Raw genomic sequence first — 13,783 nt, forward strand, 5'->3', positions numbered from 1 at the left:
TCTGCCGGACTGTGTTAGTATTTCTGACATCGTGATGTCAGAAACCGTTTTTATAATTGTGACGTGGGGTTATTGTGATTAAAGCCGTCATCAGCGGAACCGGCCTGTATACGCCGCCCGCCATTATCGAGAATGATGAACTGGTTGAAGCGTTCAATCAGTACGTGGAGCTGTTCAACAACGAGCATGCCGACGAAATTGCCCGTGGTGAGGTCGCTGCCCTGCAACCCTCGTCTTCTGCCTTTATCGAAAAAGCCTCCGGTATCAAGCGCCGGCATGTTATTGATCGGGATGGTATTCTTGATCCCCACCGGATGACCCCCTACATTCCGGAGCGTAGCAACGATGAACCGTCGGTACAGTGCGATATGGCTGTAGCTGCGAGCAAGGAAGCCCTGGCCCAGGCGGGTAAAACGGCGGCCGATGTCGATGCCGTCATTGTTGCCTGTTCAAACCTGCAAAGGCCGTATCCGGCCATCGCCATTGAAGTGCAGGAAGCCCTGGGTATTGAAGGCTTTGCCTACGATATGAACGTGGCGTGCAGTTCTGCCACTTTCGGCCTGCAGGCGGCAGTCAACTCGGTCGAAAATGGTGCAGCACGTTCGGTGCTGGTGGTCAGCCCGGAAATCTGCTCCGGCCACTTGAATTTCAGGGATCGGGACAGCCACTTTATCTTCGGTGATGCCTGCACGGCGATACTGGTTGAGCGTGAGGAAGACACTAAAGCCGGTCAGGGTTTTGAAATTCTGGGTACTCGCCTGAAAACCAAGTTTTCCAATAACATCCGGAATAACTTCGGCTTCCTCAATCGTGCCGATGAATCCGGCATTGGCAAGGCGGACAAACTGTTTATCCAGCAAGGGCGGAAGGTGTTCAAGGAAGTTTCGCCCCTGGTGGCCGAGACCATTCAGGGCCACCTGGCATCCCTTTCCCTCAGCCCGGATAATCTCACCCGGATGTGGCTGCATCAGGCCAACCTGAACATGAACCAGTTAATTGCGCGCAAGGTTCTGGGTCGCGATGCCAGTGTGGAAGAGGCTCCGGTGATTCTGGACGAATACGCCAACACCAGTTCCGCAGGGTCCATTATCGCGTTCCACAAATACAAGGACGATCTGAAAGCCGGCGATCTGGGCGTGATCTGCTCATTCGGCGCCGGCTATTCCATTGGCAGCGTCGTGGTTCGCCACCGCTGAGCCTGTTTATCTCGCTGCCAGCGCCCGCAAGGTGTCTGGCAGCGGGGTGGATTTGCGTGTCGCCCGGTCCGTCCAGACGATTTTCGCATAGCCTTCCGCGTAGATATCTCCGGTATCCTTGTCTTTCAACAGGTGGTAAGTGTCCAGGCTGGTATTTCCGGCTTTGTCCGCGTAAGTTTCCACCACCACAGTGGCGGGGTGAGTCAGCTCCTTCAGGAATGTGGCGCTGGTCTTTATAATGACCGGCCCGGTGGCATCTTCGGCACCACCGAGTTCCAGTGAGGCAAGCCAGACAATCCGGGCTTCTTCAAAGAAACGAAAGTAAACTGTGTTATTGGCGTGGCCGTATGCATCCATATCACCCCATCGCAGTGCCATGGTGAGGGAGCTGACGGGATTTCCCGGTACTGACATCGGATTTCCTCCGGAAGGTTGAAAAATAATAATAAAGCGCCGGTATTGTTGACGAAACTGAACAGGTTAAACAACCCAAGAGAGCGACATGAAAGAGCGTAAGTCCCGGCGCTGGTCATCCTGGATGGTCATCGCAGTTTTCCCGGCCCTGGCGGTCTTTAATCCGGCCATGGCCCAGAATCTCCAAGAGCCCCCGGGTGAACAGACTATGCCGGTTGAAACCGGCGATCCCTATGAAAACTGGAACCGAAAGGTCTTCGCCTTTAATGATGCTATTGACCGGTGGTTTCTCCGGCCGGTAGCCAAGGGCTATCGCACTGTCACTCCAGATCTGGTGGACCGGGGGATTACCAATTTTTTCAATAACCTGACCGAAATCCGTAACTTCACCAACAGCCTTCTGCAGCTGAAGGGTGAGTCTGCGGTTGTGGCGGTTGGCCGTTTTACCTACAACACGGTTTTCGGCCTTGGTGGTTTCTTTGATGTTGCCAACGCCTTCGAGCTGCCCGAGCGGCCGGAGGATTTCGGCCAGACCCTGGCAACCTGGGGAGTGGATTCCGGTCCTTACCTGATGCTGCCGTTGCTTGGGCCGTCCACGCCCCGGTATTTCATGGGTATGGCGGCGGACGGGTTCATGCTGCCTTCGGCGTGGGACTCGGTCGAGAACCCCGAATGGTATTACCTGCGAATGCTCCAGATTGTGGACAAGCGGGCAGACCTGATCCCGGCGGAGAATTTCATTTCCGGGGATCGGTACACGTTTATGCGCAATGCCTTCCTGCAGCGTCGTGAATTCCTGATTAACGATGGTAAGATCACCGAAGATCCTTTCGCGAGTGATGATGACGATCTGATGCTCGACGATTTCTGAGTGTACAAGCCGGGAGGCGACAGGTGATCAAGGACCCGAGAATAACCCGTTTCCGACAAATGCTGGCGCAGGCCACGAATTATGAACAGTGGAAGGCGGCCGCACTGGAGCTGGATTTTCTTGAGGGCAATGCTGAATGGAAAGAGGATTTTGCCTCCGATCTTTACCATTACGAGCTGATCTATGATCGCCTGTCCAATCTCAAGCAGTATCGCCAACAGAATGATTTCGAGCGCCTGAAGCGCGCGCTCAGGGAAGGGTTGCATCACGACCTTGGCAACATGGGGAATCCGGCGCTGTACACCCGCTCCCGCGTTGGTACCAAGCACCTGATTGAAGAATACATCACCCAGGTATGCGAGTCGCTGGATTACCTGTGCGACCACCCGGTTCCTGGCTTCCCGGTGTATGACAAACTGCAGTTTTTCCGCGACACCCTGACAAGCTACGGGCGGCCCACCTTACTGTTGAGTGGTGGCGCCAGTCTGGGCATGTTCCATTTTGGGGTTATCAAGGCGCTCTGGGAGAAAGGCCTTTTGCCGCAGGTGATTGCCGGCTCCAGCATCGGCGCCATTATCGCCGGCATTCTGGGGGTTCATACCGATGCTGAAATTCCTGAAATGCTGGTGCCTGAAAGCCATAACCTGAAAGCATGGAAATGGCGGGGGTTGTTAAGCGCCATGCGCGGAACCGGTCTGATGGACCAGGACACATTGCGCCGATGCCTGCGGGAGAATATTGGCGACTATACCTTTGAGGAAGCCTACCAGCGCACGGGGCGCAGTATTAATATCAGTGTGTCTCCGGTGCAGGCGCATCAGAAAGCCCGCTTGCTGTGCGGTTACACGTCACCGTACCTGTTGGTGTGGAGTGCCGCCCTGGCCAGTGCGGCTGTACCGGGTATTTTCCCGCCAGTAACGCTGATGAAAAAAGATCTTAACGGTAATTCGCTGCCCTACATGCCGCGGCTCAAGTTTGTGGACGGCTCTGTTGTGAGCGATCTGCCTATCGAACGACTGATGCACCTTTATGATGTAAATTTCACCATTGTCAGCCAGACCAACCCTCACGTGGTGCCGTTTCTGACTGATCGTGGCCAGGATGAAAAACTGTCGCTGACCAATCTGCCGTCCCACTTGCTGAAATCCGAGGTACAGTTCCACGGGCAAGGCGTATTCGATTACCTTCGAAAACGTGTTCGGCCAGAGATTCTGCGGCAGCTTTCCGGTCAGATGTATACCATTATGGCTCAGCGTTACTCCGGTGATGTGACTATCGCGCCGAACTATTCGCTGCGACATTTTCGGCGTATGCTTGCCAACCCGAGCCCTGAGTATGTGCGTGAGATGATTCTGGAAGGAGAGCGGGCGACCTGGCCGAAAATATCTATGATTCGCTCCCACGCACGGATCTCGAAAACCCTGGAGCGTTGCGTTCGCCGGCTGAAACAGCAAAACCGGCGCGCAGCGGAACTCAAACTGGTAAGCGGTGACAGCCCGGCCAGGCCCTGAGGAACCATGTACTACGATTTCTTCGGCTTCCGTGAGCCGCCATTTTCAATCGCTCCCGACCCCCGATATCTCTACCTCAGCGATCGCCATAAGGAAGCACTGGCGCACCTGATGTACGGTGTGCAGGGGCAGGGCGGTTTCATTGTGATCACCGGCGAGGTGGGCACCGGTAAAACCACGGTTTGTCGCTGCTTCATCGAAAATGCGCCGGCACATGTGGATATTGCGCTGGTACTGAATCCGCGCCTGTCTGCCAGGGAGCTGCTGTCGTCCGTTTGTGACGAACTTGAAATAGCGCACCAACCTGATGCCAGTATCAAGACCCTGGTCGACAGCATCAACCAGGATTTGTTGAAAGCCCACGCTGCGGGCCGGCACAAGGTGTTGATTATTGACGAGGCCCAGAACCTCTCCGCTGAGGTGCTCGAACAGCTGCGCCTGCTGACCAACCTGGAAACCTCGGAAAAGAAACTGCTGCAGATTGTCCTGCTTGGCCAGCCGGAATTGCAGGACATCCTGGCTTTGCCGGAACTTCGCCAGCTCAATCAAAGGGTGACGGCACGCTACCACCTGGATGCAATAGACCGGCAGGAACTGCCTGCCTATCTGCAGTACCGGCTTAATGTTGCCGGTATGCGGGGTGATATTTTTACCCCCGGGGCGGTCCGCAGGTTGTATCGCGAAAGTCAGGGCGTACCCCGGCTTATCAACCTGATCAGCGACCGGGCACTGCTCGGAGCCTACGCGGAGGGAGATCATCTGATCTCCGTCACCCACATTCGCAAAGCGGCAAAAGAGGTCAATGGCGGCCTGGCGATGGCTCCGTCCGGGCGGACACTCGGAAGCCGGGGCAGTCATGTATGGTTGGTTGTCGCCTCGTTTATCATTGCCATTATCAGTACCGTGTGGCTGCTGGATATTCCCGGGGCATCCGCCCCGGCACTGGCCGAGCCCAAGGCCGAACCGTCGGTTGCAGGCGTGATTGAACGGGTGGCAGAGCCGGTGCCGCCAATGGCCCCAGAATCCGGCCAGCGAGCAATTGCGGCGCCGGAGCCAACATCGCCAGGATTTGTGTTTAACCAGCACACCCAGTCGTTGTCTGAAGCCTTCACCGCTTTATTTGCTCTGTGGGGCAAGAGCTATGAACTGTCGGCCAACCCGATCGCCTGTGATTACGCCGCAACGGTGGGGCTGGCCTGTCTGGAACGCCAGGGCAGTCGCAGAAGCCTGGAGTTCATCAATCGGCCGGCCATCCTTCAGTTAAGGGATGAAAGCGGCCGCACTCGCCAGGTGGTTGTGGAACGACTGGATGGCGATCTGGCAGTGATTGCGACGCCCCGGGGCAGCCAGCAAGTGCCATTCCGGGAGATTGAAGACTACTGGTACGGTGATTTCCGGGTGCTCTGGCGAATTCCCGAATTCATGACCGGCGATGGTTTCTACGGTGATGAATCTGGCCAGCAGTTATGGATCGGCGCCCGCATGATGGAGCTGGCAGAGCGCCTGAGCAGCGGCGAACAGGAAGCCGGCCGGGTCAAGCGGATGGATATGAAGGAACAGGTGCGCTGGTATCAGGAAAAACGCGGGCTCACCGTGGATGGTATTACAGGCGCCATGACCATTATCCAGATGAACAACGATCTGGCCGAGAATATTCCTCGTCTGGTTTCGTCGGTGATGGTCAGGAGCGGGTAGCGTATGTCGTATATTCTCGATGCGCTCCGAAAATCCGAAGCGGAGCGCCGACAGGGCAAAGCGCCGGATCTCGGGCAGCCGGTGCAGATGGTCTACCGCCCCAAACGCAAGCCGGTATCGGCCGTGGTGTGGGTGGCACTGGCTTTGTTAGTGAACGCGGGCGTGCTCGCCTGGTTGTTCTGGCCGGAGCGAAACGCAAAGGTACTGACGGTGCAGGAGGCTCCTGCTGTAGACCGAGAGCAGTCCGAATCGGTACCTGTTGAGCCGGCCCCTCAGCCTGAGCCGGTGGCAGAGACTGAAATAGCCGATCCGGTCCGGGTATCCGGGGGGCAGGATCTGTCTCAGGCAACAGATACCGTTGTGGTCGCTGAGGCGGATGATGATGCCAGAGCAGGTGAGTCCGACGTCACGCAGCAGCCCTGGGAAGCACCGGTGGTGATTGTTCCGCGTCGGTCTGACAGCGAGCCGGTGCCACATTCGGCCTTGACGGAACGGGTGCCGCAGGGCAGGGTGCCTCACCTTGTGGAACTGCCCCTTTCTTTTCAGAAGAGTGTCCCTGATTTGACCTTTAACAGTCATATTTTTGCATCTGATCCGTCCGCCAGTCGGGTGATGATCAATGGCCATTACCTGAAACCGGGGGATGGCTTTGGCCCGCTGTTGGTGGAACGTATTACCGAAGACGGTGTGGTGCTTAGCAAGAACGGCCAGTTTTTCCGTGTCGGTACTGTGCGTGACTGGGTGAGCCCGAGATAATGGCGCTGACAGAGGACGTTAAACAGCAAATTCAGCAAGCCTATCGGGATGTGCTGGCGGGCAAGGATATCCGTGCCCGTTATGGCCAGCGCTTGATGATTGCGGAGATTGCCCGGTACATGGGGGAGATCACCGACAACGATGGCCAGCGCACTTCCCCGCCGGCTACCTGCGTGGTGGAGGCTGGTACCGGTACAGGTAAAACGCTGGCCTACCTCATCGCCGCCATTCCGGTGGCGAAAGCCCTTGGCAAGACTCTGGTGATTTCCACCGCCACGGTGGCGCTTCAGGATCAGATTGTTCTGAAAGATCTGCCGGACCTGCGTAAACACAGCAAGCTGGATTTCAGCTGGACTCTTGCCAAAGGCCGTGGTCGTTACCTGTGTATGTCGCGACTGGAAGCGAGGCTGCACGATGAGGGCCATGGTGACAGCGATACCATGCCGTTGTTCCTGTTGGATCAGCCGGTAGACGACGAAGCCCGTAGCCGGGCCACCTTTGAGAACATGCTTGCCAGTTATGGTTCCCGGGACTGGGACGGCGACCGGGATCACTGGCCGGAACAGATTCCCGATGAAATCTGGCGTCAGGTGACGACTGATCATCGCCAGTGCACCAACCGGCACTGCGCCTACTTTGACAGTTGTGCGTTCTTTGATGCCCGCAAGGATCTGGACGATGCCGATGTGGTGGTGGCCAATCACGACCTGGTGCTGGCGGATCTGGCCCTGGGCGGTGGCGCCATTCTTCCGGAGCCGGAGAACGCGCTGTTCATCTTCGATGAAGCCCATCATCTGCCCGACAAGGCCCTGAACCATTTCGCCGCGTCGGTGCCGTTGAACTCCACCCGGCAATGGCTGAAACAGCTTTCCCAGGCGCTGGTGAAGATGCAGCCCTGGCTTCCAGCGGGCTCCCAGGCCGCCAAAGCGGTTGAAAAGATCAGTGCCGCGGGTCGGGATCTGGATCTGGCACTCACTCGCGTGTACGAAGAGGTTGAGCAGAATACCGGCTGGGAATTTAACGAAGAGCGCCGCAGTGCCCAGTGGCGGTATCCGGATGGTGCCTTGCCCGAGAAGCTGGCCGAACTGGCTGGGGAAACACGAATCGCCACGGCAGGGCTTTGTCGGCACCTCGGAACATTGGTCGATGAACTCCAGAGCGCATTCGATGAGCGCAAGGATCCGGAGCTGGACCGGGACACAGCAGATTCCTGGTACCCGGTAGTAGGTTCCTTTCATGCCAGGGCGGAAGATCAGCTGCGGTTGTGGATTGCCTGGAGCGAAGGTGTCGCCATCGTCAGTGATGAAGAGGAGCCGGTGGTCGAAGCTCCTGCCCGTAAAGGCCCACCGGCGGCAAGGTGGGCAGTGCGCCAGCGCTGGGACCATGCTGAAGACATTACCTTGTTCAGCTCGCCGGTACTGGCCGATAACCTGCTTTATTCGAGATTGTGGTCGAGGGCTTACGGAGCGGTGCTCACCAGCGCGACGCTGACGGCGCTCGGGCGCTTTGATCGCCTTCGTTCACGAGCCGGATTGCCTGAGGCCAGCCGTTATCTGGTAGTGCCCAGTTCTTTCCGGTACGCCGAAATGGCGACGGTGGAAGTGCCGGCCATGGTCGCGATGCCTACCGACGATGGTTTCGCCGATGCCCTGGTCAAGCGTTTACCGGAGCTCTGGGCCGGAGAAAAGGCGACACTGGTGCTGTTTACGTCGCGCCGTCAGATGCAGCAGGTTCGTGATGCACTGGCGCCTGAGTACCCGGAACTGATCCTGACCCAGGACGATATGGCCAAGAATGAGGTGCTCAGGCTGCATTGCAGCCGGGTTGACGAAGGTAAGCCCAGTGTACTGTTTGGTGTGGCCAGTTTTGCAGAGGGCATTGACCTGCCGGGGCGCTATCTGCACCACGTGGTGATCACCCGATTGCCCTTTTCGGTACCGGATGACCCCATTGAAGCCAGTCTGGCCGAGTGGGTGACCCAACGTGGAGGCAATCCCTTTATGGAAATCACGGTGCCGGACGCTTCTGTCAAACTGGTGCAGGCCGTTGGCCGCCTGCTGCGAACGGAACAGGACACGGGGCGGGTGACCATTCTGGACCGCAGGATTGTGGCTCGACGCTACGGGCAGTTGCTATTGGATGCACTCCCGCCGTTTCGCCGCATCATTGAACACTAGATTTCTCTCATGCCTGTAAATTGACCCATAAAAAAAGAGCCAGCCCGCAAGGGGTGGCTCTCATGGAAGGGGTTCTTAACGAACCCGGGCGTCGAAACAACGCGGAACAAGAAGTCTGAAGGCCTGAATTTCAGATTTCGAAGTAAGGCGTTAACCTCACCATGGTTAAATGATAGGGCTTAAAGGGGCGTAAACGGATCGTCCAAAGGGCGTAGTGACCAGGCTTAATTGGTGTCAAATGTGATGTTCATCACATTTTCGCGACATCCTCCAGCAACCCCACCTCCCGTGCTTTCGCCAGCGCCTCGGTGCGCCGGCTCACGCCGAGCTTGCCGTACAGGTTCCTGATGTGCGCTTTCACGGTAGCCGGGGCAACGGACATGCGCTCAGCAATTTCTTTATTGGCCAGCCCCTGGTGGATCAAAGCCAGCACTTCCTGCTCACGCTGGCTCAACGGTTCTGTCAGGGCATTTACAGGCTCGCCCCCCGGGCGGGCAGTATCGATGGGGTGATAGGCTTCCTGGGAGCTGTTAAAAGACGCCTCGCCAGGCTGTCCGGCGGCCAGATCCCTGAGCATCCCGAGCAGTTCCCGGTTCCACCGCCCCGGGGTTCGTAGTCTGGGAAAATCCAGTAGCATCTCCCGCAGTGCAGTGCTCTCTTCCGCAAACAGGCGCAGAAAACCCGCGTTTTCGGCTCGGTCCAGTGCTTTCTCCAGCATGGCATCGGACTCGTCATTGCGGCCCTCGTGGGCCAGCGCCTCGGCGTACACCAGTAAAATCTCTACCAGGTGTCGATTGTGCGCGTTGCGTTCTGCGGCTGGTATCAGGGCGGACAGGGTGTCCTGAGCCTGCTGATATTCGCCCAGTGCATTCTGTACCCGGGCCAGGGCAATCTGGTTCTGCTCCCGGTTTAGCGGGTTGGTGGCTGGTTGATCCAGGGTGGGCTGCAAACAGGCGCGCGCTTTTTCGGCATGGCCGGAACTCAGGTAGCACCTTGCCAGCAACGCGGAAGCGGCCGGGGGCTCGAATACAATGTGTTCCCTCCGGCGCCGGCCGGTTGTCACGGCATCTTCCAGTGCCTCAACCGCCGTTTCCAGGTCACCCCGGGTAAAGGCGAGGTGTCCCCGTACGTACTGGATCACCACATGCTGGCCCGGTTCGGTACCCTTTCGTACATGATCGAGCAGGGGGGCCAGGTATCCGTCGGCGGTGCTGATCTGGTTTCGCTCGCGATAGATTTCTGTCAATGCACTGTTTTGCCAGCAGGAGATCAATCTCGGCTGGCTGGGGTCGGAATAGTGTTCGTCTACCCATTGTCGTACTCGCCCAGTCGTCTCAAGAGCAAGATCGGTATCGCCACGGTGGTATTGAATCCAGGCGAGCAGACCGCCGGATGACAGAACCGTACTGGCTTTGCGTTCTACCTGGCCATAATGAACGGCAGACTCCAGAGCCTCCTCGGCATCATTGAGTTCGCCCTTGCCGAAATAATCCAGGCCCAACCCGTAATAAGTGACGGACTTCAGGGGAATGCTGATCTGATCAATGTCCTTGAGTACCTGTCGGGTAAGATCCGAGGCGTTTTTCTCATCGTTGCGGGTGCGGGCCAGGTAGGATCTCACCAGCGAAATCTCGCTGTGCAACGCCAGGGCGCCTTCCGCGTCCGGGTGTGAATCGGCAACACGGCGGTCCAGCAGGTCCTCAACTTCCAGCAGAAGCGGGTCCAGGCTTTCAACCCGGTTTGCGAAAAACAGGCCCCAGATTCTGAGCATCTGCAGTTGCGGGCTGTCCTGAATCTTGTGGGCAGGGATCGCATCCAGCCATTCCAGTACCGGAAGGTGATAGCCGCCATGAATCAGATTGTTGCCGTGTTCCGCGAGAACCGCCGCCAGATGGTCGGTATCGTTGCGCCGGACTATCTGGGCAATCCCTTCCTGCACATGGCCATGGCGCAGTAGCCAGTCAATGGCACGGGACTGAAGTTCGGAGGCCCGGGACGGGTCGGCACTCTGGATTCGCTGTAACAGGGCTTCCCGAAACAGGTCGTGGTAACGGAACCACTCGTTGCTGTTGTCCAGCGGGATCAGAAAGAGATTCTGGGACAGAAGGCTGGACAGCTTTTCCTGACTGTCCTGGCGTTGCCTGACGGAATTGCACAAAGGGGCGCATAAGCGCGGACAACAAGCCGTTTCCAGCAGGAAGTCCGTCAGATCTTCGGGAAGCTGCTCAAGTACTTCGGTAAGGACATAATCGGAAATCAGTCGGCTATCCGGTGAGCCCATGGCCTGGCCGGGCACGACGGCTTCCTTCTTGCCGGCCAGTGCTGACAGTTGCATGGCGGCGACCCAGCCTTCGGTTTTACGACATATCGATCGAATGTCGTCCTCGGACAGCTCCATGGCCATGGTGCTGCGGAAGAATTCCTGACATTCCTCTTCGGAAAACGCCAGCAGGCCTGGGTGGATGTCCTGAACCTGTCGGCGGACGCGCCAGCGGGCCAGTGGCATAGGTGGCTCCGTTCGTGACGCCAGGGTCACCAGGATACCGGGTGGCAGATAGTCCAGAAACCACGCGAGTTGGCGATGAAGGGTGTCGTTACTGATAACGTGGTAGTCATCCACCACCAGCGACCAGGCATTGCCATCTGCCGCGAGAACATTCAAAAGGCTGGTAATGGCGGGTGTGAGCTCGTCGTCGTCCTGCCTGGCCAACAGCTTCTTGCAGTCCTCCAGTCCGATCAGGCCGGCATGCTCGAAGGCGCCAATCACGTACTGCCAGAACTGCCTTGGCTTGTCGTCCTGCTCGTCCAGTGAGAGCCAGGCGGTGGGCATGCTGTTGCCGGCGCACCACTGGCTGACCAGTGTGGTCTTGCCATAACCCGCCGGAGCAATAACCAGATTCAGTCGTTTGCCGGATTCCGGTTGCAGCAGGGTATCTAGCCGTTGACGTTGAACGGCTCTGGAATCGGGTGTTGGCCGGAGGAATTTGGTTGTCAGCAGCATGGCTTCCCGGGATCTGGGCATGTTTGATTAGCGATTGTGTGCTTTGTCACACACAAGTCAAGGGCTGTGTTGACGCAAGGTATTGTCGGGCCAGCGAAACCAGAGATTTGGTCTACACTGAATACAGATTGTCTTGTATATCAAAAAAGAATGAAAAATTGATCCTTTATGCGTATTATTCGGTTATGAATCCACCAGGGTTCTCGAGTTGAGCCTGAGGCACTGACTCAGGGCCGGAAATCCAGGGAGCGACAGAATTAATGAAATTACAACAGCTGCGTTATATCTGGGAAGTTGCGCACCACGACCTGAATGTGTCCGCCACCGCCCAGAGCCTGTTCACTTCACAACCGGGCATCTCCAAACAGATTCGTTTGCTCGAAGACGAGCTGGGGCTTGAGGTGTTTGCTCGAAGCGGCAAGCACCTGACCCGCATTACTCCCGGCGGCGAGATCATCATCCGGGAGGCAGGGGAGATCCTGCGTCGGGTCGAAGGCATCAAGAAAATCGCCCAGGAGTTCAGTAACCAGCGTAAAGGCGACCTGAGCATCGCGACCACCCACACTCAGGCGCGTTATGCGTTGCCGCCGGTGATCCGGGGCTTTATCGAGGAATACCCGGATGTGTCCCTGCATATGCATCAGGGCACGCCGATGCAGATCTCAGAGATGGCCGCCAACGGTGCGGTGGATTTTGCCATTGCCACTGAAGGCATGGACCTGTTCAACGACCTGATCATGATGCCCTGCTATAAGTGGAATCGCTGCGTGATCGTTCCCAAGGATCATCCTCTGGCCAAGGGCCAGGAACTCACACTGGAGGAACTGGCGGAGTATTCGCTGGTTACCTACGTATTCGGGTTCACCGGGCGGTCCAAGCTGGATGAGGCATTCCAGTCACGGGGACTGACCCCGAAAGTGGTGTTCACTGCAGCTGATGCCGATGTCATTAAGACTTACGTGCGGTTGGGGCTGGGTGTCGGCATTATTGCCAGTATGGCGTTCGATCCCAAGGTGGATACCGATCTCGTGGCGCTGGATGCCAGCAAGCTGTTCAGACCCTCGGTCACCCGTATTGGTTTCCGCAAAGGCACCTTCCTGCGGGGCTATATGTACGACTTCATGGAACGGTTTGCGCCCCATCTCACCAAGGAGAAGGTGGATGAAGCCGTGGCCCACCAGGGTAGTCGTTCCGAGATTCAGGAACTGTTCAAGGATATCGAGCTTCCTACCTACTGAGCACTGAGGTTGGGCCAATGAAAAGCCCGCGGGCCGTTAAGGCGACGCGGGCTTTTTTGTGGGCACAGCTTCGGGCAGTTCAGCCAGACTTGCCGATCAGGTTGCCGGCATGCAGACCACATTCCTTGTGGGTGGCTTCTTCCCACCACCAGCGTCCTTCGCGCTCGTGCTGGCCAGGGAGCACTGGGCGGGTGCAGGGCTGGCATCCAATACTGACAAAGCCCTGCTCGTGTAGCCGGTTATAGGGCGCCTCAGACATGCGGATGTAATCCCAGACTTCTTTGGAGCTCCAGTTTGCCAGCGGGTTAAATTTTATCAGTGGCTTTGCATCAGTTGAGAAGGCGGTATCCAACTGAACCACCGGCACTTCATTCCGGGTACCGGGGCTCTGGTCCCGACGCTGTCCTGTTACCCAGGCATCCAGAGTGGCCAGCTTCCGGCGCAGCGGGTTAACCTTGCGGATACCACAGCACTCAGAATGGCCATCTTCGTAAAAACTGAACAGGCCTTTACGATTGACCATGTCCTGCACTTCTTTGGCATCCGGGAACAGAACTTCAATATCGATGCTGTAGTGTTTGCGCACCCGGTCTACAAACTCGTAGGTTTCCGGGTGCAGTCGGCCGGTATCCAGGGTAAACACCCGGAGGTTGTCGGTCAGTTTGTGAGCCATTTCGATCAGTACGACATCCTCGGCGCCACTGAAGGAAATGGCAATGTTGCCATAGTGGGAGAGGGCGGCTTTCAGAATCGCCCTGGGGCTTTGACCATCCAGTTCGGCCCGGAGAGAATCGATGTCAGTCATAATCATCCAGTCTGTATCAATAGCTTGTGCGGCTAGCTTAGCAGCAAACCTTTAATACCCTGAAGGAATGAGGATCTATATCTTTATGCCTTCAGGTCGAGGCAAAACCGGATACACGA

Annotated in this window: 10 protein-coding genes; 7 read left to right on the forward strand and 3 right to left on the reverse strand. The window is 57.1% G+C overall.

Going from position 1 to position 13,783, the window contains the following annotated elements; all coding sequences use genetic code 11:
• Positions 1–74: 74 nt before the first annotated feature.
• Positions 75–1,196: a beta-ketoacyl-ACP synthase III gene (locus QPL98_RS02300; protein WP_014421346.1), complete on the forward strand. Its 1,122-nt coding sequence runs from the start codon at positions 75–77 to the stop codon at positions 1,194–1,196.
• A gap of 6 nt (positions 1,197–1,202) precedes the next feature.
• Here the strand turns inward: QPL98_RS02300 and QPL98_RS02305 are convergent, their stop codons facing one another.
• Positions 1,203–1,610, reverse strand: coding sequence for a thioesterase family protein (locus tag QPL98_RS02305; RefSeq protein ID WP_303292560.1), 408 nt, complete (start codon positions 1,608–1,610; stop codon positions 1,203–1,205).
• An 88-nt stretch (positions 1,611–1,698) separates the two neighbouring features.
• On the opposite strand from QPL98_RS02305, the gene QPL98_RS02310 reads away from it, so the two are divergent.
• Genes QPL98_RS02310 through dinG form a run of 5 tightly spaced genes read left to right on the forward strand, consistent with a single transcriptional unit; the run spans position 1,699 to position 8,620 of the window.
• Positions 1,699–2,481, forward strand: coding sequence for a VacJ family lipoprotein (locus tag QPL98_RS02310; RefSeq protein WP_303292562.1), 783 nt, complete (start codon positions 1,699–1,701; stop codon positions 2,479–2,481).
• A 23-nt stretch (positions 2,482–2,504) separates the two neighbouring features.
• Complete coding sequence (locus QPL98_RS02315; RefSeq protein ID WP_303292565.1) at positions 2,505–3,992, forward strand: DUF3336 domain-containing protein; 1,488 nt, start codon at positions 2,505–2,507, stop codon at positions 3,990–3,992.
• Between the two features lie 6 nt (positions 3,993–3,998).
• Positions 3,999–5,687, forward strand: a complete 1,689-nt coding sequence (locus QPL98_RS02320) for an ExeA family protein (protein ID WP_303292567.1) — start codon at positions 3,999–4,001, stop codon at positions 5,685–5,687.
• Between the two features lie 3 nt (positions 5,688–5,690).
• A complete protein-coding gene (locus QPL98_RS02325; RefSeq protein ID WP_303292568.1) occupies positions 5,691–6,443 on the forward strand; it encodes a general secretion pathway protein GspB in 753 nt (250 codons plus the stop codon).
• Complete coding sequence (dinG, locus tag QPL98_RS02330) at positions 6,443–8,620, forward strand: ATP-dependent DNA helicase DinG (protein WP_199451638.1); 2,178 nt, start codon at positions 6,443–6,445, stop codon at positions 8,618–8,620. The genes QPL98_RS02325 and dinG overlap by 1 nt, the downstream gene beginning before the upstream one ends.
• 250 nt (positions 8,621–8,870) lie before the next feature.
• Here dinG and QPL98_RS02335 read toward each other — a convergent pair whose 3' ends face one another.
• Positions 8,871–11,621, reverse strand: a complete 2,751-nt coding sequence (locus QPL98_RS02335) for a LuxR C-terminal-related transcriptional regulator (RefSeq protein WP_303292742.1) — start codon at positions 11,619–11,621, stop codon at positions 8,871–8,873.
• Positions 11,622–11,881: 260 nt separating this feature from the next.
• On the opposite strand from QPL98_RS02335, the gene cysB reads away from it, so the two are divergent.
• Entirely contained in the window at positions 11,882–12,859 is a 978-nt protein-coding gene (gene cysB / locus QPL98_RS02340) for an HTH-type transcriptional regulator CysB (protein ID WP_014421354.1), read from the forward strand.
• Between the two features lie 79 nt (positions 12,860–12,938).
• On the opposite strand, the gene QPL98_RS02345 is transcribed toward cysB, so the two are convergent.
• Entirely contained in the window at positions 12,939–13,664 is a 726-nt protein-coding gene (locus tag QPL98_RS02345; RefSeq protein ID WP_303292570.1) for a phosphoadenylyl-sulfate reductase, read from the reverse strand.
• Positions 13,665–13,783: the final 119 nt, after the last annotated feature.

The organism is Marinobacter sp. ST-43, from assembly GCF_030541085.1.
Taxonomy (GTDB): Bacteria; Pseudomonadota; Gammaproteobacteria; order Pseudomonadales; family Oleiphilaceae; genus Marinobacter; species Marinobacter nauticus.

Excerpts from the sequence above, each read along its gene's own strand:
- QPL98_RS02335 (WP_303292742.1), bottom strand. The coding sequence starts at position 11,621 with ATGCTGCTGACAACCAAATTCCTCCGGCCAACACCCGATTCCAGAGCC.
- cysB (WP_014421354.1), top strand. The coding sequence starts at position 11,882 with ATGAAATTACAACAGCTGCGTTATATCTGGGAAGTTGCGCACCACGAC.
- QPL98_RS02310 (WP_303292562.1), top strand. The coding sequence starts at position 1,699 with ATGAAAGAGCGTAAGTCCCGGCGCTGGTCATCCTGGATGGTCATCGCA.
- dinG (WP_199451638.1), top strand. The coding sequence starts at position 6,443 with ATGGCGCTGACAGAGGACGTTAAACAGCAAATTCAGCAAGCCTATCGG.
- QPL98_RS02345 (WP_303292570.1), bottom strand. The coding sequence starts at position 13,664 with ATGACTGACATCGATTCTCTCCGGGCCGAACTGGATGGTCAAAGCCCC.
- QPL98_RS02305 (WP_303292560.1), bottom strand. The coding sequence starts at position 1,610 with ATGTCAGTACCGGGAAATCCCGTCAGCTCCCTCACCATGGCACTGCGA.
- QPL98_RS02325 (WP_303292568.1), top strand. The coding sequence starts at position 5,691 with ATGTCGTATATTCTCGATGCGCTCCGAAAATCCGAAGCGGAGCGCCGA.
- QPL98_RS02320 (WP_303292567.1), top strand. The coding sequence starts at position 3,999 with ATGTACTACGATTTCTTCGGCTTCCGTGAGCCGCCATTTTCAATCGCT.